The sequence below is a fragment of the Paenibacillus sp. JZ16 genome, assembly GCF_015326965.1.
Taxonomy (GTDB): Bacteria; Bacillota; Bacilli; order Paenibacillales; family Paenibacillaceae; genus Paenibacillus_AQ.
On record NZ_CP017659.1, the window covers coordinates 6,349,954 to 6,373,999 of the forward strand.

The 24,046-nt window shown below is 51.0% G+C and carries 20 protein-coding genes; 16 read left to right on the plus strand and 4 right to left on the minus strand.

The genetic code is table 11. The features are described from left to right. The first annotated feature begins 77 nt into the window (after positions 1-77). From BJP58_RS28375 to BJP58_RS28410, 8 genes are all read left to right on the plus strand, one after another. A complete protein-coding gene (locus BJP58_RS28375) occupies positions 78-611 on the plus strand; it encodes an NfeD family membrane protein (RefSeq protein WP_194541537.1) in 534 nt (177 codons plus the stop codon). Between the two features lie 4 nt (positions 612-615). Beyond that, the gene (locus BJP58_RS28380; RefSeq protein WP_194541538.1) at positions 616-2,142 is read left to right on the plus strand and encodes a flotillin lipid rafts scaffold protein FloT; all 1,527 of its coding nucleotides are present in this window, start codon (positions 616-618) and stop codon (positions 2,140-2,142) included. A 148-nt stretch (positions 2,143-2,290) separates the two neighbouring features. Beyond that, complete coding sequence (gene glcT / locus BJP58_RS28385) at positions 2,291-3,148, plus strand: glucose PTS transporter transcription antiterminator GlcT (RefSeq protein WP_194541539.1); 858 nt, start codon at positions 2,291-2,293, stop codon at positions 3,146-3,148. Positions 3,149-3,429: 281 nt separating this feature from the next. After that, positions 3,430-5,511: a glucose-specific PTS transporter subunit IIBC gene (ptsG, locus tag BJP58_RS28390; protein ID WP_194541540.1), complete on the plus strand. Its 2,082-nt coding sequence runs from the start codon at positions 3,430-3,432 to the stop codon at positions 5,509-5,511. Between the two features lie 60 nt (positions 5,512-5,571). Further along, positions 5,572-5,847 (plus strand): HPr family phosphocarrier protein, encoded by a 276-nt coding sequence (locus BJP58_RS28395; RefSeq protein ID WP_071222804.1) that lies wholly within the window; start codon positions 5,572-5,574, stop codon positions 5,845-5,847. Further along, positions 5,840-7,561: a phosphoenolpyruvate--protein phosphotransferase gene (gene ptsP / locus BJP58_RS28400; RefSeq protein ID WP_194541541.1), complete on the plus strand. Its 1,722-nt coding sequence runs from the start codon at positions 5,840-5,842 to the stop codon at positions 7,559-7,561. The genes BJP58_RS28395 and ptsP overlap by 8 nt, the downstream gene beginning before the upstream one ends. A gap of 343 nt (positions 7,562-7,904) precedes the next feature. Next, positions 7,905-10,256 carry a type I pullulanase gene (pulA, locus tag BJP58_RS28405; RefSeq protein WP_194545090.1) on the plus strand — a complete coding sequence of 784 codons (2,352 nt, stop codon included), beginning with the start codon at positions 7,905-7,907 and terminating at the stop codon, positions 10,254-10,256. A 207-nt stretch (positions 10,257-10,463) separates the two neighbouring features. Beyond that, complete coding sequence (locus tag BJP58_RS28410; RefSeq protein WP_194541542.1) at positions 10,464-11,093, plus strand: 50S ribosomal protein L25; 630 nt, start codon at positions 10,464-10,466, stop codon at positions 11,091-11,093. A 77-nt stretch (positions 11,094-11,170) separates the two neighbouring features. Here the strand turns inward: BJP58_RS28410 and BJP58_RS28415 are convergent, their stop codons facing one another. From BJP58_RS28415 to kduI, 4 genes are all read right to left on the minus strand, one after another. Beyond that, positions 11,171-12,055 (minus strand): transporter substrate-binding domain-containing protein, encoded by an 885-nt coding sequence (locus tag BJP58_RS28415; protein WP_194541543.1) that lies wholly within the window; start codon positions 12,053-12,055, stop codon positions 11,171-11,173. Between the two features lie 259 nt (positions 12,056-12,314). After that, positions 12,315-13,067: a 2-dehydro-3-deoxy-D-gluconate 5-dehydrogenase KduD gene (kduD, locus tag BJP58_RS28420; RefSeq protein ID WP_194541544.1), complete on the minus strand. Its 753-nt coding sequence runs from the start codon at positions 13,065-13,067 to the stop codon at positions 12,315-12,317. A gap of 76 nt (positions 13,068-13,143) precedes the next feature. After that, a complete protein-coding gene (locus tag BJP58_RS28425) occupies positions 13,144-13,893 on the minus strand; it encodes a DeoR/GlpR family DNA-binding transcription regulator (RefSeq protein ID WP_194541545.1) in 750 nt (249 codons plus the stop codon). 40 nt (positions 13,894-13,933) lie between these two features. Then, on the minus strand, positions 13,934-14,767 hold the full coding sequence (gene kduI / locus BJP58_RS28430; protein ID WP_194541546.1) for a 5-dehydro-4-deoxy-D-glucuronate isomerase: 834 nt from the start codon (positions 14,765-14,767) through the stop codon (positions 13,934-13,936). Between the two features lie 274 nt (positions 14,768-15,041). Between kduI and BJP58_RS28435 the strand changes: the two genes are divergently transcribed. The 8 genes from BJP58_RS28435 (at position 15,042) to BJP58_RS28470 (ending at position 24,001) form a co-directional block, all read left to right on the plus strand. Continuing rightward, positions 15,042-15,941 carry a glycerophosphodiester phosphodiesterase gene (locus BJP58_RS28435; protein ID WP_194541547.1) on the plus strand — a complete coding sequence of 300 codons (900 nt, stop codon included), beginning with the start codon at positions 15,042-15,044 and terminating at the stop codon, positions 15,939-15,941. Between the two features lie 305 nt (positions 15,942-16,246). Then, a complete protein-coding gene (gene urtA / locus BJP58_RS28440) occupies positions 16,247-17,506 on the plus strand; it encodes an urea ABC transporter substrate-binding protein (RefSeq protein ID WP_194541548.1) in 1,260 nt (419 codons plus the stop codon). A gap of 58 nt (positions 17,507-17,564) precedes the next feature. Next, complete coding sequence (urtB, locus tag BJP58_RS28445; protein WP_194541549.1) at positions 17,565-18,470, plus strand: urea ABC transporter permease subunit UrtB; 906 nt, start codon at positions 17,565-17,567, stop codon at positions 18,468-18,470. 15 nt (positions 18,471-18,485) lie between these two features. Then, positions 18,486-19,574, plus strand: a complete 1,089-nt coding sequence (gene urtC / locus BJP58_RS28450; protein WP_194541550.1) for an urea ABC transporter permease subunit UrtC — start codon at positions 18,486-18,488, stop codon at positions 19,572-19,574. Then, entirely contained in the window at positions 19,549-20,388 is an 840-nt protein-coding gene (urtD, locus tag BJP58_RS28455; protein ID WP_233354793.1) for an urea ABC transporter ATP-binding protein UrtD, read from the plus strand. Before urtC ends, urtD begins: the two co-directional genes overlap by 26 nt. Continuing rightward, positions 20,366-21,061 (plus strand): urea ABC transporter ATP-binding subunit UrtE, encoded by a 696-nt coding sequence (gene urtE, locus BJP58_RS28460; RefSeq protein WP_194541551.1) that lies wholly within the window; start codon positions 20,366-20,368, stop codon positions 21,059-21,061. The genes urtD and urtE overlap by 23 nt, the downstream gene beginning before the upstream one ends. 262 nt (positions 21,062-21,323) lie before the next feature. After that, a complete protein-coding gene (araA, locus tag BJP58_RS28465) occupies positions 21,324-22,811 on the plus strand; it encodes an L-arabinose isomerase (protein ID WP_194541552.1) in 1,488 nt (495 codons plus the stop codon). A 101-nt stretch (positions 22,812-22,912) separates the two neighbouring features. Next, entirely contained in the window at positions 22,913-24,001 is a 1,089-nt protein-coding gene (locus tag BJP58_RS28470) for a GntR family transcriptional regulator (RefSeq protein ID WP_267907914.1), read from the plus strand. Positions 24,002-24,046 lie beyond the last annotated feature (45 nt).

A 24,046-nucleotide genomic window follows, 5' to 3' on the forward strand; every position in this document is an offset into this window, starting at 1 on the left:
AATAATTGAAACTTTAGCAAACATTTTGCCGTATTACTTGTTATACACAGTAAGGGATTTCAGAGGGGGCAATCAACATGGAAGCGTTATATTGGGGCTGTCTGATCGGAGGCGTGATATTTGCCATCGTAACCGTGGTGCTTGGCGACATACTTAGCTCGGCGCTTGACGGATTGTTGGATTTTTTGTCAGTGGATTTTTTCAATCCGGTTGTGATCGCTGGAGGAATCACCGTATTTGGCGGTACCGGAATCATGCTGACGAAATACACGGAGTTGGCGGCAGGTGCCCATGTAACGCTGTCTATCTTAGCGGCTATCGTCATTTCGATTCTCGTCTATTTCGGGTACGTGAAACCGATGGAGAACAGCGAGAACTCGACGGGCTTCTCCATCAAGGAGCTGGCTGGGATGATCGGCGTTGTCACCGTACCGCTTCCTGCAGAAGGATTCGGTGAAGTGATGGTCAAGATTGGCGCAGGCAACACAACGCACATCGCGTCAAGCTTTGATCGCCAAAATCTTCCCGCAGGAGTCCGCGTGGTGGTTGTTGACGTTGTTGAGGGTGTCCTGAGAGTCTCCGAACTGGAAGAACGAAAAGGAGAGGATTGATTCAATGCCAGAATACTTAGTAATTCCGTCAATTGTTGTAGGTGTCATTGTTGTGTTAGGACTTGCGTTCTGGGCCCGTTACAAAACGGTGAGTCCGGATGAAGCGATGATCGTAACCGGTTCTTTTTTGGGAAGCAAAAATTTATCGGAGGATGAATCCGGCCGCAAAATCAAAATCGTTCGCGGCGGCGGCGCTTTTATACTCCCCGTATTTCAGCGCTCCGAATTTGTATCGCTTTTATCTCATAAACTGGATGTTATGACGCCTGAAGTGTACACGGAGCAAGGCGTTCCGGTTATGGCTGATGGGGTAGCCATCATAAAAGTGGGAAGCTCGATCGAAGACGTGGCAACGGCAGCCGAGCAATTCATGGGCAAGCCGATTGAAGCGCTGAAGGGCGAAGCCCAGGAAGTGCTGGAAGGCCATCTTCGTGCCATTCTCGGTTCCATGACGGTAGAGGAAGTATACCGTAACCGCGACAAGTTCGCGCAGGAAGTTCAAGGTGTCGCTGCAAGAGACCTCAAGAAGATGGGTCTGCAGATCGTATCCTTTACCATTAAGGACGTTCGCGACAAGCATGGATATCTGGAAGCGCTGGGTAAACCGCGGATCGCTACGGTAAAGCGGGATGCGGAGATTGCCGAAGCCGAAGCGATGCGCGACGCGCGGATTCAAAAAGCGCGTGCGGAAGAAGAAGGACAGAAGGCCGAGGTCGTACGCGATACCAATATCGCGGAAGCCGAGAAGGAACGGGAGCTGAAGGTTGCCTCCTTTAAGAAGGAGCAGGATACGGCGAAAGCTGAAGCGGACCAAGCTTATCATATCCAGGAAGCCCGTGCTAGACAAACGGTGGTCGAGGAGCAGATGAAGGTTGAGCTCGTTCGAAAGGAACGCGAAATCGACCTGCAGGAGAAAGAAATCATGGTTCGCGAGAAGCAGTATGACGCGGACGTGAAGAAGAAAGCCGAAGCGGATCGTTATGCCGTTGAGCAGGCCGCGGAAGCGGATAAAGCCCGGAAGATGCGCGAAGCAGATGCCGTGCAGTACTCCATCGAAACCCAGGCCAAAGCGTCTGCCGAACAGAAGCGCCTGGATGGTCTGGCCGTTGCGGATGCCGAGCGTGCCAAAGGTACGGCTGAAGCCGAAGTCATCCGCCTGCGCGGTATTGCCGAAGCCGATGCTAAGGAGAAACTTGCCGAAGCGTTCCAGAAGTTCGGAGAAGCTGCTGTGCTCGATATCATCGTAAAAATGCTGCCTGAGCTTGCCGGCAAAATTGCTCAGCCAATTTCGTCCATCGACAAGCTGACGGTTGTAGATACAGGCAAAGGCGAAGGTGCGGCTCGCGTGAGCAATTATGTGACTGAGCTGATGTCTACGGCGCCTGAAATGCTGAAGAGTGTGTCCGGGATTGATGTGGAAGAACTGATAAAGGGATTGACCAAGAAGCCTGCCTCGGCTCAAAAGCCAGTAGCTGTGGAACAGGAACTTGTACCGGTACCTGTTGAGACAAGTGCTGCTAAGGAAGAGTAGAGCGAGCGGCAAGTAGGTTTGGGATAGCGGTCACAGGCAGCGGTACGGCACTTTGGTGACTTTGGCAACCACATATGATTTTGCCGCGCACTTATATTTCTGATAAGATATCCGAGTATACGCGTATGAATCAAAAAGAGGTGCAAACGTGAGCAGCTTACAAGTGGCTAAAGTGTTGAACAATAATGTAATCATAGCGAAGCATCCTCAACATGGCGAGGTTGTTGTTATTGGCAAGGGAATAGGCTTTAACCGGAAGAATAAAGACCTTATCCCGGCCTCCGCTGCCGAGAAGATGTTCATTTTGACCAAACCGGAGGAGCAGGAGCAGTATAAGCAGCTGGTGCCTCATATCGATGAGAAGCTGATTGAGGCGATGAATGACATTATTTTGAATGCTGCCAAATCCAGCGACGCTCCTCTGAATGAGCATATCCACATAGCGTTGACTGATCATATTGCATTTGCCATTAAACGTCATGCCCAAGGTCTCTATATCCATAATCCTTTTTTATACGAAACCAAAGAGATGTATCCTGAAGAGTACGAGATGGCGGAATACGCCGTCCGTACCATCCGGGAGAAGCTTGGGGTCGACTTGGGCCAAGAAGAAATCGGATTCATTGCCCTTCATTTTCACGGTGCCCTCACAAACCAGCACATTTCGGAGGTTCGCAAGCATTCGGAACTGATTGCGGATTTAGTACGTACCGTTGAACAGCAGCTGGATTATGCCATCCCGAGGGATACCTTGGATTATTCCCGTCTGCTGACTCATCTCCGGTTTGCCCTGGAGCGGATTCGGCGGGGAGAAGCGGTGAACGAGACGAGTTCATTGGATGGTCTGCTGAAGCGCGAATATCCCGAAACGTATTCCTTGGCATGGAAACTGACGAAGATGATGGAGCAGCGGCTGAAAAAGCCTGTATATCCCGCCGAGGCCGGTTATTTGACCATTCATCTGGAGCGGCTGGTCCAGCGCAAAGAGCAGGGCGAGCAAATGTGAAGATTTTATTAAGTCCCTTACCATGTGGTTGCAACGAAAAATGAACGGTGTTACAATACGAACAGTTATGAAGCATAAAACTTCAAATCAAACGTGTAACTGATTCGATCAGGCATGAGTATTGCAGGAATTTGGTTGTTATTACCCATTTCTGGGTAATCTAATCCATGAGATTAGCCATCCATTTTCCCGTGGTTACTCATGCCTTTTTTTGATTTGGTTGTTTTATGATGCTCCACATTCAGCTTGTGACCACAACTAGATAGAGGGTGAAAATTTTCATGTTTAAGCGGCTTTTTGGCGTACTGCAAAGGGTCGGTAAAGCTCTGATGCTGCCCGTGGCCATATTGCCGGCGGCCGGACTTTTGCTCGGCCTTGGCAATATGCTGGTCAACCCCGATTTCCTGCAGTACGCACCGTGGCTCGATGCGGCTTGGGTTCAGTCAGCTGCCACCGTCATGATGAATGCGGGACAAATCGTGTTCACGAATTTATCCTTGCTGTTTGCAGTAGGGGTTGCCGTCGGCTTGGCCGGAGGCGAAGGTGTTGCCGGGCTTGCGGCTATCATCGGTTACCTCGTCATGAACGTTACCATGGGCAGCGTGATCGGCGTGACGCCATCAATGATTGGCACGAATTACGAATATGCCAGCGTGCTAGGCATTCCGACCTTAGCCACTGGGGTATTCGGCGGGATTATTGTAGGTATATTAGCGGCAAGCATGTACCGAAGATTTTTCAAAATAGAGCTTCCGTCCTATCTGGGCTTTTTTGCAGGAAAACGGTTTGTTCCGATTATGACGGCTGCAACTTCCGTTTTGCTTGGTCTGTTGATGGTCTTTATATGGCCTCCGATCCAGTCTGCGCTTAACACTGCATCCCATTTCATGCTGGAACAAAACCTGACGTTGTCCGCTTTTGTGTTCGGCGTTGTGGAACGCGGATTGATTCCGTTCGGTCTGCACCACATTTTCTATTCTCCCTTCTGGTTTGAGTTCGGGGAATATTTGAATCATGCAGGTCAAATGGTGCGCGGTGATCAAAATATATTCATGGCTCAGCTTCGGGATGGTGTCGAGTTCACGGCAGGCACCTTCATGACGGGTAAGTATCCGTTTATGATGTTTGGTCTTCCTGCGGCTGCGCTTGCCATCTATCATGAAGCGAGACCGGAGAACAAAAAGTTTGTCGCCGGTATTATGGGTTCGGCTGCGCTGACCTCCTTCTTGACAGGGATTACGGAACCGCTTGAGTTCTCCTTCCTGTTCGTCGCGCCGATCTTGTTCGCCGTACATGCACTGTTCGCAGGTCTGTCTTTCATGATCATGCATATTCTGGGTACCAAGATTGGCATGACCTTCTCGGGCGGTCTGATCGATTACATGATATTCGGTGTCATTCCGAACCGGACGCCATGGTGGAATGTACTCATTGTTGGTGCTATCATGGCAGTAATCTATTATTTCGGATTCCGGTTTGTCATTCGGAAATTCAATCTGAAGACGCCGGGCCGGGAAGAAGCTTCCGCAACGGAGCCGGAATCAGTTTCCCAGGGATCAGGCGGTAACAGTAAAAATGATCTGCCGCTTAACATTCTGACTGCGCTTGGCGGCCAGCCTAACATTGCGCATCTGGATGCCTGCATTACTCGGCTTCGGGTAGAGGTGAAAGACAAGGGTCATGTCGATAAGGCAAGGCTGAAACAGCTGGGTGCGTCAGGTGTGCTGGAGGTGGGGAATAATATCCAGGCGATATTCGGAACACGTTCCGATACCATCAAATCGCAAATCCAGGACATTATGTCGGGAATAACGCAGACAACTGCGCCTGAAACAGCGGATCCGAAGATGATGCCGACTGCTCAAGAGGAGCAGCAAGCTGGTCAGGACGGGGAAACGCTTGTCATGGAGGAAATCGTATCTCCAGTCGATGGAGAGCTAATGGATATTTCCCATGTGCCTGATCCTGTGTTTGCAGAACGAATGACGGGAGATGGATTTGCGGTATTACCTCATAACGGAACGATCGCTTCTCCTGTTAACGGAACCGTATTTAACGTATTCCCCAGCAAGCATGCGGTCGGCATTATGTCCGATGGCGGTAAGGAAGTGCTTGTCCATATCGGCGTCAATACCGTTAAGCTGAAGGGGCAGGGTTTTGAAGTTCTTGTACAAGAGGGGGATCTGGTATCCACCGGCCAACCGATCATGCAGGTGGATCTGGATTATGTGAAGGAGAATGCCAAATCGATTATTTCTCCTGTGATCTTCTCGAATTTGCCGGAGGGAGCTTCCGTGAAGCTGAACAAGACCGGGGAAGTAAAAAGCGGTGAAAAAGGGATCATCACGATATCAAAGCCTTAAACTCACGATGATCTCAAGGATTCAATAAAAATTAAAATATACGAAAGTAGGATGATGAACATGCAACAAACATTCAAAATTATTGACGAAGATGGAATTCACGCACGTCCGGCAACAGCATTGGTCAATACGGCTAACAAATTCCAGGACACCAATTCATTTGCCGAAGCTAACGGCAAAAAAGTAACGCTGAAATCGATCCTGGGCGTTCTGTCCCTCGGATTGGAGCAAGGTGATACATTGACACTGATCACGGAAGGCGGCAATGAGAGCGAAGCGCTGACAGCACTGCAAGAAGTGATGGTGAACGAAGGGTTAGGCGAGCTTCATGAATAATTTGAAAGGAATCGCGGCTTCCGCGGGCATCGCGATTGCACGTGCTTTTACACTGGAGCATCCTGATTATTCTGTTACGGAAAAGCAAGTGGCAGACACGGATGCCGAGCTTTCGAAGCTGGATGCGGCGCTGGCTCAGTCCCAGGCTGAGCTTGAAGCGATCAAAGCCCGCACGCTTCAGGAACTCGGGGAGAAGAAGGCTGAGATTTTCGAATCTCACCTTCTCATCCTGAATGATCCGGAATTGATTGAACCAGTCAAAGCGAAAATCGTTTCGGATTCGGTTAATGCGGAGTATGCCTTAAATGAAACGGCAACCCAATTCATTCAAATGTTCGAGAACATGAAGAGTGCTTACTTGCAGGAGCGGGCAGCGGATATGCGCGACGTCACCAAACGTATTCTCAAGCATCTGCTCGGCCTGAATTATGTCAGTCCTTCAGAAATCAGCGAAGAAGTAATCGTGGTTGCAGAGGACTTGACTCCTTCGGATACAGCGCAGTTGAACCGCAACTACGTTAAAGGATTCACGACGAATATTGGCGGGCGCACCTCGCATTCTGCCATCATGGCCCGTTCGCTTGAAATTCCGGCTGTCGTCGGAACGAAAAACGTGCTCTCTTCGGTCCAAGACGGGGATTTGATCATCGTTGACGGACTGGAAGGGGATGTCATCATTAATCCTACGGAAGCCATCGTGGCACAATACCGTGCGAAGCAGGATGCCTACGCCAAACAGGTCGAGGAATGGAAGAAACTCCGCTCCGAACCAACGGTATCCAAGGACGGGATCCATGTGGAGCTGGCCGCCAATATCGGGACACCGAACGATGTAACCGGCGTGCTGGAGAATGGCGGAGAAGCGGTAGGACTGTATCGTACGGAATTCCTGTACATGGGCAGAGATAAACTTCCTTCCGAAGAGATCCAGTATGTCGCCTATAAATCGGTACTGGAGAAAATGGAAGGCAAGCCGGTTGTTGTCCGCACGCTCGATATCGGCGGGGACAAGGAGCTGCCTTATCTGGATCTGCCAAAGGAAATGAATCCGTTCCTGGGCTTCCGGGCCGTTAGGCTGTGCCTGGATCGTCAGGATATTTTCAGAACCCAGCTTCGGGCACTGCTGCGCGCAAGCGTCCATGGCAATCTGCGAATCATGTTTCCCATGATCGCGACGCTCGGTGAATTCCGTGAAGCCAAAGCTCTTCTGGAGGAAGAGAAATCCAAGCTTGTAAGCGAAGGCATTCCGGTATCCGAGGACATCCAACTCGGGATCATGGTGGAGATTCCATCTACCGCGGTCCTGGCGGATCAGTTTGCCAAAGAGGTTGATTTCTTCAGTATTGGAACGAATGACCTTATCCAGTATACGATGGCCGCTGACCGCATGAATGAACGGGTTGCTTATTTGTATCAACCTTATAATCCGGCGATTCTGCGACTGGTTAAAATGGTCATCGATGCCGCTCATCGCGAAGGCCGCTGGGTTGGCATGTGCGGTGAAATGGCGGGTGACGCCACGGCGATTCCAATTCTCCTCGGTCTGGGGCTGGATGAGTTTAGCATGAGCGCTACATCCATTCTTCCGGCGCGCAGTCAGATCGGGAAGCTGTCCCGCAGTGATATGCAGGCACTCGCTGCCAAGGCGCTTGAAATGGGTACTGCAGAGGAAGTTGTGGCTCTGGTGGAATCCATAGAAACTGCAGCTGAGTAAGAAGGAAGACAACTTAACAACTTGATCGATCCATGTAGTCTCGTATTTCGTTTGTTTTTTGGGGACTCTACCAATCTTTTTCCACGATAGCTTTACATTGACAACATCTGTCCATTCGGGCAGATGTTTTTTTTGTCAAAAGAAAGACAGCTGGCATAATTGCTAGTATAATAGCCTAAATATATAGTTATTTGGCATCAAACCCAAACCAAATCAGGGCTTTTGGCATATCATGATATATGAAAGCGTTCTACATTCATGTGCTAGAGGTCTGTCTTATGATTCAGGCGCCCATACTAGGAAGTAAATCTACTTATAAGTGACGGTGATGATGACTATGGACATGATCAAGAGCTGCACAAGTGTTAAGCTGGGGGCAACCTGCCGAAGAGAGGGAACGACCTTTCAGGTGTGGGCTCCGGATGCGGTTCATGTGAAACTGGCTTTGTATGAAAGCCCGGGAGAGTATAACGAGCAAGGTGTCGTAACGGATCACGAGTGTGGCACATTATATTTGATGGAACGTAATGGCGACGGCATATGGTCGGCTGTCGTAAACAGGGATCTTCACGGAACCTATTATATGTACCAAATCGAGTCAGCGGACGGTGACGTGCATTATGCCGTAGACCCCTATGCAACAGCGGTGTCAGCCAACGGCTGCCGCGGAGTGGTTGTCGATCTGGCGAAGAGCAATCCGCCGGGGTGGGAGCAGGATGTTAGACCCAAGCTGCTGAAGCCTACGGATGCGGTGCTCTATGAGCTTCATGTACGCGATTTCTCGATTCATACCGATTCGGGAATGAAATATAGAGGTAAATATAAGGCATTCACAGAAGGTGGCCTGCGGGATTCCGAAGGGAATACCATTGGACTGGATCATCTCGAAGAATTAGGTGTGACCCATGTGCATCTGCTGCCGATATTTGATTTTCGAACGGTCAATGAGCTGGACGGATATAATGCCGGGAGCTTAAGCCGCGAGTATAACTGGGGGTATGATCCGCAGAATTACAATGTTCCTGAAGGTTCATACTCGACAGATCCTATGGATCCGATCCTGCGCATCCGGGAGCTGAAGGAGCTGATTCTGGCTCTGCATGCCAAGGGAATCCGTGTCGTCATGGACGTGGTTTACAACCATACGTATACGGTGGATGACGGTCCGTTTGAACGATTGGCGCCAGGGTATTTCTATCGCAAGGATGAATATGGACATTTATCGAACGGTTCAGGTGTAGGCAACGAGCTGGCTACGGAGAAGCCGATGGTACGCAAATATATCAAGGATTCCTTAAGGTACTGGGCCGAGGAGTATCATATCGACGGCTTTCGATTTGATCTGATGGCTCTGATTGATACAACAACGATGAAAGAGATTGTAAGCGAGCTGCGTCGTGAGGTCGATAGCTCTCTCTTGTTCTACGGTGAGCCCTGGACGGGAGGAATGAGTCCGCTGACGGAGCAAACCGTCAAAGGAAGCCAGAAGGGTCAAGGTTTCGCTGTATTCAATGATCATTTCCGGCATGCCATCAAGGGTGACAATGACGGGCGCGGCCGAGGCTTTGCTACGGGCGAAGCGTGGTACGAGGGCGCAGTCGTTGAAGGGATGATGGGCTCGATCCATGATTTTGCCCTTCATCCGGATGAGACGGTCAATTATGTCACTGTGCATGATAATTTGAATCTGTGGGACAAAATTTTAGTGGCGAGCGGGATGGAAGAACAGGCGGGTCTGCTTCGCATGACGGACGGGAAGCTGGTTAACGGCGGCGATGTATGGCAGGCAACGGCTGCTTCCACACCCTATGCCGGTATTCCTGATGAAGATGTAATGTCGGCAGCGGCTGTGCGCCGCAGCTTGCTGGCTAACGGGATTGTCCTGCTGTCTCAAGGGATTCCGCTGCTCCATGCCGGCGATGAGCTGCTTCGCACGAAATTTGGCGATCATAACAGCTACCGCAGCGGCGATGCCGTTAATGCGATCCGCTGGTCGAACAAGAAACGATTCAAACCCGTGTTTGACTATTACAAAGGCCTTATTGCCTTGCGCAAAGCTCATCCGGCATTTCGTATGGCAGCAAGAGAAGAGATCGAGGAACATATGGAAGTGCTGCGCAGTAGCGATCGGATTATCGCCTACCGATTAACGCATCATCCACAAGATAGCTGGGGCCAGATTGTAGTGATCGTGAACGGGAATGAGCATGAAATGACGGTTGATTTGCCGCCTACACCTTACCGCTGGAGCATCGTGGTGAATGATCGTCAGGCAGGTACGGATACGATCGAGATGTTGGACCAAGGAGCTATAGCGGTCCCAGGGCTTTCGCTGATGGTGTTGCACGAAGACCAGACCCAGAAGAAGCAAGGCTTGACTACCGTTGAGATTGAATATGAAAGACGTGATCAAGCATATGATGGCTGGAACGTATGGGTGTGGGGAACAGGCGTGGAGGATGGCAGCGTGCCATTCTCAAGAGTGGACGGCGGCAAAGCTCGAGCGGTCTTCTATGCAGCTCCCGGAACCAAGCGGGTCGGCTGTATCGTCAGGTTGAACGATTGGGAGGATCGGGAAGGCGAGAACGACTGGTTTATCGATATTCCGCCAGACGAAGCCAAGTTACGGATCTCGCTGCTAAGTGTCAAAGGCGACGGCTCTGAGGGCCAAGAGCAGCGGGATATGGCGAGTTGAGGAATGTATATAAGGATTGTATATTTAAAAAATCAGGAGCCCTCCTATTGTACTGAAAAGGGGGCTCCTATTATTTATATTTCAAAAGGGGTACCATTCATTACCCACAGGATTGAAATTTAAAACATCTGAAACTCATGATTAGTTAGCAGGTAAATAGGGTAATAATGAGATAGACTTTGTTTTCGATAAAGGAGGATGTCACTCATGTCAAAAGGAAACACAGTTCAACTCCAAGCAGATGTTCGTGATGAATTTACCCGGGCTTCTCGCCGAGTGCTTCGCGAAAATGGCGGAATCCCCGGCGTTGTATACGGCGCGGGCGAGGAAAGCATCCCCGTAGCTGTTAATTTCAAGGATACGGCCAAGCTGTTCCACACCGGACGTTCAGAGGTATTCCAGCTTGATATTCCAGGCTCCGGTAAAATTCCGGTTTTGATTAAGGACATTCAAAAGAGACGCGGCACTGTATCCCATGTGGACTTTCTGCGGATCTCCATGAACAAGCCGGTTCGTGTCAGCATACCGGTGGATTATCAAGGTACTGCTGCCGGAACGAAATCTGGCGGTATTCTGCAAACCCAGGTGACCGAAGTCGAAGTAGAAGGATTGCCAGGCGAGCTGCCTACTACCCTCGAAGCGGACGTATCCGCTCTGGAGATTGGCGACAAGCTTACGGTTGCAGATATTAAAGTACCGGAAGGTATTACATTGCACGCTTCGGATGAGGAGGTTCTCGCAACCGTCATCGTGCCACGCGCCGTTGAGGCTGCTGAGACGGTGGATGAAGCGGACGCTGAGGAAGCGGATGCGGGAGAGACAACCGAAGAATCATAATATGCACATTTAAAAAGGCGCCTGCTCCGCTGGATTCCCAGCATAGCAAGCGCCTTTTTGTCACGAGTTTTTAAAGTTTATTTAACTTTTCGATCATGGATTCCTTTATAACTCATCGGTGCGTCTCCAAAGTATTTGTTCCAAATGGTCAAATACGTTCCGTCCTGCTGCATGGTAGCCAATGCATTATCAACGGCGGCCACGAGATCCGGATTCCCTTTTACAAAGGCTGCGGAAATCTCGGACACCTGATCGGCGGATTCGGCGGCAGCGACCGGCAGATCCGGGAACTGCTGCTTCAGGTTGGTTACGGATAATTGGTCCGAAATGACGGCATCCAGCTCTCCGTTTGCGAGCTTGTTAGCTGCGTCTGATATATATTTGATCGGGACAATTTCCGCTCCATGCTTCTTGGCCATATCCTTATAAATTCCGGTTGGGTTCAGGCCGACACGCTTATCCTTGATGTCCGAGAAGGTGCGAATCTGATCTTCACCCGAGGAACGCACAAGTAGAACCGGGGTTGAGGATAGATAAGCGACGGAAAAATCATAGAGGGCCCGCCGGTCCGGCTTGTCTTCAATCTGGTTGAAGACGGCGTCGTATTTGCCTTCCGTCAATCCTGGCAGCAGATTCTCCCACTCGGTTTCAACGAATTCTGCTCTTAGCTCCATATGACGGGCAACCTCTTCAGCGATTTCCACATCAAAACCTGTAAGTCTTCCGCCCGTTCCATGGTAACTGAAAGGGGGATAATCCCGTTCCGTTGCAATTCGCAGGGTCCCGCGCTCGACGGCATTCCGAAGCAGGAAGCCCGTGTTCACCCGGTAAGGATTTACGCCCATGTTGGGGGTCGGCACCCGGTCATTGCTGTTAGGCGTGCATCCGGTAAGTACAATTGAACCGATCAGTGTGAATAAACAGGCAAGACTGATCCAACGTATCGATTTTGTTCCGCGCATGATTCCAGAAACCATCCTTTCTTTATTCACGGTCCTTCGAGGCCCATTTCGTAAAGTTAGGATGTCCCAAAGGATGGTTCGTATATTCGTGAAATGTCGGTACACGGTAAGAACTTAGGGTCTCTAATCGGATTGGAGAGGAGAATGAAATAGGCTGTGCTATCTCCGCCTGCAGCAGCAGCGGAAAAGCACAGCCTATTTTTGCTAGATAGAATTGAAGCTAACGTTGACATGCTCTTGATACAGCGCTTTATGCTTCTTAACGGGCCATCCATCCGCCATCAACACAAAGCACATGTCCGTTCATATAATCCGAAGCGGCGGAAGCGAGGAATACGGCGGGTCCGCCAATATCCTCGGGTTTCCCCCAGCGTCCGGCAGGAATACGTTCCGTAATGGAAGTCCGTCGTTCCTCATCCTGACGGATGGCTGCCGTATTATCGGTTTCGATATAACCGGGAGCAATTCCGTTCACTTGGATGCCGCTGGCTGCCCATTCATTGGCCAAAGCTTTCGTAAGGCCGGCAACACCATGCTTGCTTGCCGTATATCCGGGCACGTTGATTCCGCCTTGGTAGGACAGCATGGAGCAAATGTTAATGATTTTGCCGCTGCCGCGTTCAATCATATGTCTTCCGGCAAGTTGGGACAGCAAAAATACGGTATTCAGATTCAAGTCAATCACGTCAAGCCAATCTTGAGTACCATGATCCTTGGCGGGCGTCCGGCGGATAATGCCGGCATTGTTTACGAGAATGTCCACATGCCCCGTCAGCTCCAGCGCTTGGTCAAAAGTTTGCTGGAGTTTGCTCTGGTCGCTTAGATCGACCTGAATTTCGGAAGCTTTTCTGCCGAGTGAAGTGATGGCTTCTATCGTTTCGGCGCTTGTATTCATGGACACGGCAACGATATCCGCTCCGGCTTCGGCTAGAGCTATCGCTATGCCTTGCCCTAGTCCTCTGGCGGAGCCGGTGACGATTGCGGTTTTGCCTGATAAGTCAAACCTGTTCATGCTCCAGTATCCCCTCTCATATGCTCTCTATTTAGTAATTATGAAGTTAGGCCGGTTTTGAGTTTTGATGCGGCGCTTACAGCATGGTAACGCCGGCACCTTCATATTGTTTGATCGTCTCGGGTGGCAGTCCCGCATCGGTAATGATGCCGTTGATCTCCTGCAGGGATGAAAATGTCCTTAATGCCGTTTGACCAAATTTGTGATGATCGACAACGGCATATACCTCCAGCGAAGTTTCGATTAATGCCCGTTTGAAAGGGATCAAGTCCCCGGTATATATGGACAATCCATGATCAAGATGGACGCCCGTGGCGGATATGAAGGCTTTTTGAATGTTCAGCTGTGATACATACGATACGCCTTCAGGGCCTGCGAGCATATTTCGGACCCGGTAGCCCCCCGGAACGACCAATCGGATATGATTCTTGGTCGCCAATTCGCTGATGATATACACATCGTTCGTAATGACCGTCAGAGGCACATCCTCCAGCCTGCGGGCAATCTCCAGCGTGGTGCTGCCTCCGTCTAAGGCGATGATGTCATCGGTATTGATATGCTTCAGCGCTTTCAGCGCGATTTCGGTCTTTTCAGTCGGATGCTTGGCAAGCGGTTCTTTGGACGGCAGGATGCCGAATTGATCGCTGTGCGCAAGGACAGCTCCGCCATGCACACGAACGATTAGACCCTGTTCCTCCAGCTTGGTCAGATCCTCGCGTATGGTTTTTCCGGTTACTTGAAGCTGCTGGCTTAGGTCGGCGACAGTCACTTCTTTATGGGTTAGAAGGTACTCCATTATTTTTTCATAGCGTCGTAACGGGTTCATATGAATCTCAACTCTTCCGTGGGTTAATGGATAATCCCCTCTATTTTAAATCTTTTATGGACACCGGGTCCATATCATCATAACGTTTATTATCTCCGGCCATGCCCCAGATGAAGGTATAGTTGCTTGTGCCTACCCCGCTGTGGATCGACCAGCTTGGCGAAATCACGGCCTGCTCATTGCGCATGACGATGTGCCGCGTTTCATTGGGTTCACCCATCAGATGGATGACAACCGCTTCTTCCGGTAAATCAAAATAGAGATAAGCCTCCATCCGTCTTGGGTGGGTATGGGCAGGCATCGTGTTCCACATGTTTCCTTCTTTCAGCAGGGTCATACCCATGACAAGCTGGGCGCTCTCAATGCCTTTTTGATGGATGAAACGATAGATCACGCGATCATTGGAATTTTTGATATCGCCCAAAGCGCTGGAATCGGCTTCCTCCAGAGTGGCCTTGGCTGTCGGGAATGTTTGGTGCGCTGGCGCAGAATTCAAATAGAATTTGGCTGGGTTGGATGGATCCGTGCTTTTAAAAATAACCTCTTCCGTGCCCATGCCAACGTACAAGCATTCTTTGTTGTTCAGTTCATGCTCCGCACCGTCCACCAGTACGGTACCATGTCCGCCAATATTGATAATGCCAAGCTCACGGCGTTCCAGGAAAGAGGAAACACCCAGCTCTTTAAGGTCGGTTTCCAATTTGACTTGTTCTTGAACGGGAGCGGCGCCACCGATAATCATACGATCTTCGTGCGTCAGGACAAGCTCCAGCTTGTCAGGCGTAAACAGGACGGGGATATGGAATTCCTTGCGGAGTCTTTCTGTGTCATATTGTTTCACTTCATTAGGGTGTGATGCATAACGTCTTTCCATGTTCGTTCATCTCCTCATCATTCTATTATAATGAATTCATAATGTTCATATAAGTACAAATTACTCCATTTATGTTCATATTACAAGAGCTAAATACAAAATGAACCATAATTAACACCTGGTGAACATCGAACCGACTTCATATATATCTGACTGAACTTGGAGCAGAAAGGGAAGAACTAGCATCAATGGGGATGGGCAGGCTGCCCTGAAATGTTCTTCAGCAAGGCTAGCTATGAAGTGAACAAGGTACGACTAGGAGATTGATAACCCGATGAAAAGAATGATTGTTATTCTAACAGCTGTGCTCGCAGTGGCCGGTTCTCAAAATAACGCTGATGTCCCGTATTATCCTTATCATCAAACTGGGGAACGGGAAGTATGGATGAGGTCGGAGAATGAGCGCGATCAGTCCTGGGTTAATATTGCCCATCGGGGGGCGTCGGGTTATGCCCCGGAAAATACGATGGCTTCTTTTGTTAAAGCATTTGATATGGGAGCGGATATGCTGGAATTGGATGTCCAATTGAGCAAGGATGGACAGGTCGTTGTGATTCATGATTCCACGGTTGAGCGAACCACCGATGGGCAGGGAGAAGTAGGCGATTTAACCTTTGAGGAGCTGCGTATGCTGGATGCAGGTTCATGGTACGATTCGGCGTTTAAAGGAGAAGTCATTCCCGCTTTGGCGGAGGTGCTTGAGCATTTCGCGGGGCGTATCGGGCTGTTGATCGAATTGAAATCTCCCTCCCGGTATCCGGGTATCGAGCAAAGGGTTGCAGACGAGTTGAAAAGGTATATCATCGGCGCTGATGGTGGTGAGAGGTATAAGGACCTGATCATCGTGCAGTCAGCAGATAAGGACTCTCTCCCTCGATTCCGGCAGCTGATGCCCGATATCCCGCTGGGCGTTGTTATCACCAGTGCGGGCGACTTATCCAAGCAGCAGCTGGAAGATATGAAGACCTATGCGGAGTATGTGAATGTATCGATGAGGCTGGTATCCAAAGGGCTGGTTCAAAAGATACATCAATCCGGGCTGAAAACGATGGTATGGACCATTCGGGATATGCTGCAGATTCCTTATGTGCTTCAAATTAACGTGGATGGGATTATTACGGATTACCCGGATCGGGTACCGATTTCAATTTCGAACAGGAAAATGATCAGATAAATGGCGTAACGGTGTTGACAACCTTTTGAGAAATCAAGGGTTGTCTTTTTTAATGCGTAAGTAAATATAACATATAAATAAAAATTAAGAGTGAATTGCATGGTTTATCTATCGTTAATGTAATATAACATCACTTAAAGTGCGAAAAACAAAAAGAATTCTTAGTTATTTTCGAAAAAATAAATAAAATAATGTCATGATTATTGACACAGGAAATATAAGGCAACTATAATGTGGGATAACGAACAGAGAAGTCAGTTTGCAGATAGAATGTTCGGAAACGTAAAAAAGGGAGTTGGGAGCGAATGAAGAAACAAAGCGTGATCGTTAAAGGCTGGGCCTCATTTGTTTTATGTGCAATCTTGATGTCAGGCTGCGTGACGGAAAAGGAAGCCGCTCCAACCGCCGGAGCGGATAACGGGAGTCCGGCGGTAGAAGCCGCTGGCGATTCAATTAAGGTTGGCATTCTTCACTCACTCAGCGGAACGATGGCCATAAGCGAGGTATCCGTTAAGGATGCAGAGATGCTTGCCATCGAAGAAATCAATGCAGCTGGCGGCGTGCTTGGCAAGCAGATCGAACCCGTAATCGAGGACGGTGCCTCGGATTGGCCGACCTTCGCGGAGAAAGCGGGCAAATTGCTGCAGCAGGATAAGGTTGCCGCCGTATTCGGAGGCTGGACCTCTGCCAGCCGGAAAGCCATGCTCCCTGTTTTCGAACAGAACAACGGCCTTTTATTCTATCCGGTCCAATATGAAGGGCTGGAATCCTCACCTAACATTTTTTATACGGGCGCAACAACCAATCAGCAGATCGTACCCTCAGTGTCCTGGCTGCTGGAGAACCGCGGCAAAAAAATGTTCCTCCTCGGCTCCGATTACGTGTTTCCGAGAACGGCCAACAAGATCATCAAGGCACAGTTGACGGCAGAGGGCGGCGAACTGGCTGGGGAGGAATACACGCCGCTGGGTCATACCGATTTCAGCACGATTATAGCCAAGATCAAGGAGGCGAAGCCCGATATCGTCTATAACACGCTGAACGGCGACAGCAATGTGGCCTTCTTCAAGCAGCTGAAGGATGCGGGCATTACCTCCAAGGATATGACCACGCTGTCCGTCAGCGTGGCGGAGGAGGAGATCCGAGGCATCGGCGCAGATATACTGGAGGGTCATCTGGCAGCCTGGAACTATTATCAATCTACCGATACTCCGGAGAACAAGGCTTTTGTCGACAAATACAAAGCAAAATACGGCGCTGACCGCGTGACGGCTGACCCGATCGAAGCGGGATACACGGCGGTGTACTTATGGAAGGCCGCGGTAGAGAAGGCAGGAACAACGGAGGTGGCCAAGGTGAAGGAAGCGGCAAAAGGCATTGAGTTCGCCGCTCCGGAAGGGAAAGTAACCATTGATGGGGAGAATCAGCACATTCATAAAACGGTGCGCATCGGCGAGGTGCAGGCTGACGGACAATTTAAGGAGCTCTGGAATTCGGGAGAACCCGTTAAACCGGATCCCTATCTGAAAACCTATGATTGGGCGAAGGGATTAAGCGGAGAATAAAGCTTCATCTCATGCATGGATGGCCTACAGGTTATTTCGTGAAAGGAGGTACACCCGGATGGAAATGACGATCCTGCAAGTGTTTAACGGACTCAGCGTCAGCTCGATCCTATTATTGATTGCTCTTGGCTTAGCGGTGACGTTCGGCTTGATGAATGTCATTAATATGGCCCATGGCGAGCTGATCATGATCGGTGCTTACTCAACGTACGTCACGCAAGGTTTGTTTACCGCGTATATGCCGAAATCCTGGTTCGACACCTATTTCATCGCAGCTTTGCTTGTATCGTTCTTGGTTGCAGCCGCCGTCGGATGGCTGCTTGAAATGGTGCTCATCCGCCATCTGTACGGCAGGCCGCTGGATAGTCTGCTCGCTACATGGGGCGTCGGGATGATGCTCCAGCAAATCGCAAGATTCATCTTCGGCGCGCCGAATGTGGCTGTTACCAGCCCGTCCTGGCTAAACGGCGGGCTGGCGATCACTTCAAGCATCGTCCTTCCATACAAGCGGCTGTTCATCATCGTATTGGTTGCCGTCGTGCTGACAGCCATGTATCTCTATATTTATAGAACGGTCCAAGGCCGAAGAATGCGGGCGGTGATGCAAAATCGAAGCATGGCCGGGTGTCTCGGTATTTCAACCCGACGCGTGGACGGCCTGACGTTTGCGATCGGCTCGGGCATTGCCGGCATTGCCGGCTGCGCGTTAACATTGCTTGGCCCGATCGGTCCTTCGATCGGAACCTACTATATTGTCGATGCTTTCATGGTGGTGGTCCTTGGCGGCGTTGGGAAATTGATCGGCACGGTTGCCGGGGCGCTGGGCATTGGCGTGTTCAATACGCTGTTTGAGACCTACACTTCGGCATCCATCGGCAAAGTGCTGGTATTCGCCTGCATCGTGGCATTCATGCAGTGGAAGCCACGCGGGCTCGTTGCACTACGAACACGCAGCCTGGATTAGAGAGGAGGGGATGGTATGGTGCTGAAATGGTTGACAGGAAACCCCGGCAGCCGATCGAAACGGATGATGTGGAGCGTGGTACTGCTCCTGATGTGTATGGCACCTTTGTTCACGACCCCTTTTCGCCTCGGTTTGTTAACGAAATTTCTGGCTTTGGCGATCCTGGCGGTCGGGCTTGATCTGATCTGGGGCTATGGCGGCATTTTAAGCCTTGGGCACGGCGTGTTCTTTGGATTAGGCGCTTATGCCATGGCCATGTATTTGAAGCTGGACGCCAGCGGCGCTTCCCTGCCTGATTTCATGGGATGGAGTGGGGTGACGGCGCTCCCATGGTTCTGGGAGCCGTTCCGATCGTTCCCCGCGGCCTTGCTACTCGGGATGCTGCTTCCGGCCCTGCTTGCGTTGATACTTGGATTCTTTACGTTTCGCAACCGGATCGTCGGCGTATATTTTACGATTCTGACGCAGGCTCTGGTTATGATTGTGGTTACGCTGTTTGTAGGCAAGCAGGAGTGGACAGGGGGCACGAACGGGCTTACGGGATACAATTCCATTTTGGGTTTTAATCTGAATGCGCCGTCAACGAAAATCGGGTTGTATTTTATTACGCTTGCCGCTTTGGCAGGAGCCTATATTCTGTGCCGAAGAATTGTGAACAGCAGGGTGGGCCAGGTACTGGAAGCCTCAAGAGATGGGGAGAACCGGGTGCGGTTTCTGGGTTTTGACCCTTCCCGTTACAAGACCTTTGCCTTTGCCGTATCGGGCGGTCTGGCCGGGCTTGCAGGCATGCTGTTTGTCCTTCAGGTCGGCATTATTTCGCCGTCAATGATGGGCATCGTTCCATCCATTGAAATGGTGCTCTGGGTCGCTCTCGGCGGCAGGGGAACGCTGATCGGCGCTATTATTGGCGCCGTGCTGCTGAACGCAGCCAAGACCGGGATCAGCGAGGCTTATCCGGAAGGATGGCTGCTTGTATTGGGTGCATTATTTGTCATCGTTGTTGTGTTGATGCCAAAAGGATTGACCGGATTGTGGAGCAAGGTGGCTTCGTCATTATCTCGAAGAGGAGGGACTGTGCATGCAGCCGTACGCGAAGAGAGTTGATTTGCCGCTAGCTGTCCATGGAGAAGTCAGGGATATCGGTATTTCCCCCATCGTGTTGTCCGCGGAGAACATTACGGTCACTTTTGGCGGGTTTGTGGCGGTAAACGGCATGAATCTGGCACTGCGTCAGCATGAGCTGCATTTTCTGATCGGCCCGAACGGCGCGGGAAAAACCACGATGCTGGACGTGATCTGCGGGAAAACAAAGCCTGCCGCAGGAAAGGTGCTGCTGGGGGACGGACTGGAAATCACCAGAAAGCGGGAGTATGAAATCGCCCGTCTCGGCGTGGGGCGAAAATTTCAAGCGCCGTCGGTATTTCCTAACCTGAGCGTCAAAGAAAACCTGGAGCTGACAGTCGATCCCGATCGAAGCGTGTTCCGTGCGCTGAAGGCCAGGAGAAATCGATGCACCACGTTCGAAATGAAGAAGGTTCTGGAGTTGATCGGGCTGCCCGATCGGATACACGTTCGGGCAGGCTCTCTGTCGCATGGAGAGAAGCAATGGCTGGAGATCGGCATGCTGCTGCTTCAGAAGCCGCGGCTTCTGCTGCTCGATGAGCCGGTAGCGGGGATGACGGACGAGGAGACGATGAAGACCGGCGCGCTCCTCCAGCGCATCGCCATGGAATGCTCCGTCGTTGTCGTTGAGCATGACATGGAGTTTGTGCGCTCTTTTGCCGCTAAGGTTACCGTGATGCATGAAGGGAAACTGCTGAAGGAAGGCTCCATGCAGGAGATTCAACACGATCCGCTGGTAGCCGAGGTTTATCTGGGAAAAAGGAGGGAGGCGAATGCTCAAGCTGCAGGGCATTGAATCGGGCTACGGGGAGAGCCCCGTCCTCCGCGGCGTATCTATGGTTGTCGACCCGGCGAAGGTCGTGTGTCTGGTAGGGCGCAACGGCGTCGGCAAAACCACGCTCATGCGGACCCTGATCGGGCAGCTGAAAATCCGGCAGGGACGGATGACTCTTGGCGAGCAGGAGGTTACCGGCTGGGATTCCGTAAAAAGAGCGAGAGGCGGCATCGGGTATGTTCCGCAAGGGCGCGAGATTTTTCCCCAGCTTACCGTGAAGGAAAATCTGCTGCTCGGACTTGAGCCAATCGTGCCGAGGAGGAAGGCATTCCCGGAGGATGTGTTAGCCCTGTTCCCAGTGCTGCCCCAAATGTACCACCGTCAAGGCGGTGATTTAAGCGGTGGTCAGCAGCAGCAGCTAGCCTTTGCGAGGGCGCTCGCCTCCAGACCCAAGGTGCTGCTGCTCGACGAGCCGACCGAGGGAATCCAGCCTTCCATCGTGGAGGAAATTCAAGACGTGATCCGGGGGATCAAAGCAAAAGGGGAAACGTCGGTCATTCTGGTGGAGCAGAGCATCGAGTTTGTCCGGAGCGTAGCCGACTATATCTATGTCATGGATAAAGGCACAATTGTTGCCGAAGGGGTACAGGATGCTATCGATATGGAGCAGTTCGAGCATTATTTGACGGTCTAAGGAAGAGTACTCATTCGAGTTCATTGGCGTTTGGAGGTAAATTATCATCATCTGAATAAATAGAAGGTTGTCTCTGTAAGGGTTCGTTTTTTCCACCTGCAGGGGCAGCTCTTTTTTTTATTTAGATCTTGCTATTTTTGAGATGCGGGGTTAGAATGTGAGTGATTCAACTTGTACGTACATTTATAAGTAGATCGATAATTATTGTATATAGGTATGTACAAGTTAGTGAGCAAGCATTCATACAGGAGGCGTTATTATTATGAAATTGAAACCGCATTCTTTTTGGTTCGTCACCGGAAGCCAGCACTTGTATGGTCCCGAAACGCTGGAGCAGGTAGCTGAGCATTCCCGCATCGTGGCAACGGAGTTTGATAAAGATCCTGTATTTTCCTACCCCATTGTGTTCAAGCCGATCGTAACGACACCCGATGAAATATACAACCTGATTCTTGAGGCTAACAACGATGAGTCCTGCGCAGGGATTATGACCTGGATGCATACCTTCTCCCCGGCCAAAATGTGGATTGCGGGGCTAGCCCAATTGCAGAAGCCGCTTCTTCATTTCCATACCCAATTCAACCGGGATATCCCTTGGGAAACGATTGATATGGACTTTATGAATTTGAACCAATCCGCTCACGGTGATCGCGAGTATGGTCATATCGGTGCCCGTCTCGGCATTGCCCGCAAGGTGGTTGTGGGCCATTGGGAAGACGGGGAGGTTCGTGACAGCATTGCCGGCTGGATGCGGACCGCCGCGGCCTATGCCGAGAGCCGCAGGCTGAAGGTGGCCCGCTTCGGCGATAATATGCGCCAGGTGGCAGTAACCGAAGGAGATAAAGTAGAAGCGCAAATCAAGCTTGGCTGGTCCGTGAACGGTTATGGCATCGGCGATCTTGTGCAGTCCATGAATGAAGTCGGCGATGATGAGGTAAAAGCCCTCTTGAATGAATATGCCGACTTGTATTCGATAACCAAGGAAGGGCTTAGCGATGGCCCTGTACGCGATTCCATTGCGTACCAAGCCCGGATCGAGATTGCGCTTCGTCGTTTCCTCGAGGAAGGCGGCTTTGGCGCATTCACGACGACCTTTGAGGATCTGCATGGAATGAAGCAGCTTCCGGGACTCGCCGTACAGCGTCTGATGGAGTCGGGTTACGGCTTCGGCGGGGAAGGGGATTGGAAAACAGCTGCCTTGACCCGTGTATTGAAGGTGCTTGCCGGCAATAAAAGCACTTCCTTCATGGAGGACTACACCTATCACTTCGAGCCGGGGAATCATATGATTCTTGGATCGCACATGCTGGAGGTATGTCCGACCATCGCATTGGATAAACCGACGCTGGAGGTTCATCCGCTCGGGATCGGGGGCAAGGGAGATCCGGCACGTCTCGTGTTTAACGGCCAGGACGGCCCAGCTGTGAATGCTTCCCTGGTTGATCTCGGACACCGTTTCAGACTGCTGGTGAATGTGGTGGATGGCGTCAAGGTTGAACAGCCGATGCCGAAGCTGCCGGTTGCCCGTGTGCTGTGGAAACCGCAGCCATCCCTTCGCGAGTCTGCGGAAGCGTGGATTTTGGCTGGCGGAGCGCACCATACCGTTCTATCTTATGCCATGACGGCAGAGCATTTGAGCGATTGGGCAGAGATGGTCGGCATTGAAGCGGTCATTATTGATAAGGATACAACGATACCGCGCTTCAAGAACGAGCTCCGTTGGAGTGAAGCCGCATACCGTCTGCGGTAACTGGTTCTGTCGGCATTCCCCTGGCCTGTGTTACAATAGCGAGATAACTTAGGATTGCAGGTGATCCTAACATAATGAGTGCGTGAGGCTAGAGGTGAATGATGAATAATAGACGGATACCCAAATATATTGTATTAAAAAACGAACTGCTCTCCTGGTTTGAATCCGGAAGGCTTCAAGCAGGCAAACAGGTTCCTTCGGAGCATGAAATCGCCGACCAGTTCGGCGTAAGCCGCCAGACGGTCCGCCAAACCTTCGGCGAGCTGGAGAAGGAGGGCTGGCTGGAACGGATTCAGGGAAAAGGGACGTTCGCCAGAAATCCCGACCGGCGGGAGAGTGAGCAGGTTAAGACGATCGGCATCATTACAACCTACATCTCGGATTATATCTTCCCGCATATCGTTCGGGGAGCGGAGGCGGAGCTGCGCAGCAAGGGATATCGCCTGCTGCTCTCCAGTACCGATAACAACAAGGTGAAGGAGATGGAGAGTCTTCAGCTCATGACCAGTCAGCCGCTCAGCGGGCTCATTATCGAGCCGACCAAGAGTGCGGAGGGCAACCCGAATTTGACGTATTTCCTGTCCCTGCAGGAGAAGGGAATTCCGTTTTTGATGATCAATGAGAAGTATCGGGAGCTGGAATGTCCTTGTCTGAAGCTCGATGATGAGCTTGGCGGTTACAAGGCGGCACGTCATTTGATCGAGAACGGACACCAGGCGATAGCCGGATTCTTCAAGCGGGATGATCTTCAAGGCGTGAACCGGCTGAAAGGCTTCTTACGTGCGCATCGCGAGGCTGGAATTCCCGTTTCACCGGAGCGGGTGGTTACGTATACAACGGAACAGAAGGGAAGTCTTCCGTATGATCAGGCCATCCAGTTGCTGAAGCAGCCGGAGGAGCAGCGACCGACGGGGTTTGTATGTTATAACGACGAGCTGGCTGTATCTTTAGCGGAGGCTGCCGGGCAATGCGGGCTGCATATTCCGCAGGATGTGTCCATGGTCGGCTTCGATGATTCGACGCTTGCCGTTGCTTCCGGCGTGAAGCTGACGACGATGACCCACCCGAAGACAGAGATGGGAATCATGGCGGCCAGACAATTAATTAGTATGATTGAGTTTCATACCGTTATAGAGGATACGGTGTTTCAGCCGGAGCTGGTGGAGAGAGAATCGGTGAAGAAACGGTAGAGATAAGGGAGTGCAAGGTCCGAGTTTCGGACTCTTGTTTGCCAA

Excerpts from the sequence above, each read along its gene's own strand:
- BJP58_RS28375 (WP_194541537.1), top strand. The coding sequence starts at position 78 with ATGGAAGCGTTATATTGGGGCTGTCTGATCGGAGGCGTGATATTTGCC.
- BJP58_RS28380 (WP_194541538.1), top strand. The coding sequence starts at position 616 with ATGCCAGAATACTTAGTAATTCCGTCAATTGTTGTAGGTGTCATTGTT.
- ptsG (WP_194541540.1), top strand. The coding sequence starts at position 3,430 with ATGTTTAAGCGGCTTTTTGGCGTACTGCAAAGGGTCGGTAAAGCTCTG.
- BJP58_RS28395 (WP_071222804.1), top strand. The coding sequence starts at position 5,572 with ATGCAACAAACATTCAAAATTATTGACGAAGATGGAATTCACGCACGT.
- ptsP (WP_194541541.1), top strand. The coding sequence starts at position 5,840 with ATGAATAATTTGAAAGGAATCGCGGCTTCCGCGGGCATCGCGATTGCA.
- pulA (WP_194545090.1), top strand. The coding sequence starts at position 7,905 with ATGATCAAGAGCTGCACAAGTGTTAAGCTGGGGGCAACCTGCCGAAGA.
- BJP58_RS28410 (WP_194541542.1), top strand. The coding sequence starts at position 10,464 with ATGTCAAAAGGAAACACAGTTCAACTCCAAGCAGATGTTCGTGATGAA.
- BJP58_RS28415 (WP_194541543.1), bottom strand. The coding sequence starts at position 12,055 with ATGCGCGGAACAAAATCGATACGTTGGATCAGTCTTGCCTGTTTATTC.
- kduD (WP_194541544.1), bottom strand. The coding sequence starts at position 13,067 with ATGAACAGGTTTGACTTATCAGGCAAAACCGCAATCGTCACCGGCTCC.
- BJP58_RS28425 (WP_194541545.1), bottom strand. The coding sequence starts at position 13,893 with ATGAACCCGTTACGACGCTATGAAAAAATAATGGAGTACCTTCTAACC.
- kduI (WP_194541546.1), bottom strand. The coding sequence starts at position 14,767 with ATGGAAAGACGTTATGCATCACACCCTAATGAAGTGAAACAATATGAC.
- BJP58_RS28435 (WP_194541547.1), top strand. The coding sequence starts at position 15,042 with ATGAAAAGAATGATTGTTATTCTAACAGCTGTGCTCGCAGTGGCCGGT.
- urtA (WP_194541548.1), top strand. The coding sequence starts at position 16,247 with ATGAAGAAACAAAGCGTGATCGTTAAAGGCTGGGCCTCATTTGTTTTA.
- urtB (WP_194541549.1), top strand. The coding sequence starts at position 17,565 with ATGGAAATGACGATCCTGCAAGTGTTTAACGGACTCAGCGTCAGCTCG.
- urtC (WP_194541550.1), top strand. The coding sequence starts at position 18,486 with ATGGTGCTGAAATGGTTGACAGGAAACCCCGGCAGCCGATCGAAACGG.
- urtD (WP_233354793.1), top strand. The coding sequence starts at position 19,549 with ATGCAGCCGTACGCGAAGAGAGTTGATTTGCCGCTAGCTGTCCATGGA.
- urtE (WP_194541551.1), top strand. The coding sequence starts at position 20,366 with ATGCTCAAGCTGCAGGGCATTGAATCGGGCTACGGGGAGAGCCCCGTC.
- araA (WP_194541552.1), top strand. The coding sequence starts at position 21,324 with ATGAAATTGAAACCGCATTCTTTTTGGTTCGTCACCGGAAGCCAGCAC.
- BJP58_RS28470 (WP_267907914.1), top strand. The coding sequence starts at position 22,913 with ATGAATAATAGACGGATACCCAAATATATTGTATTAAAAAACGAACTG.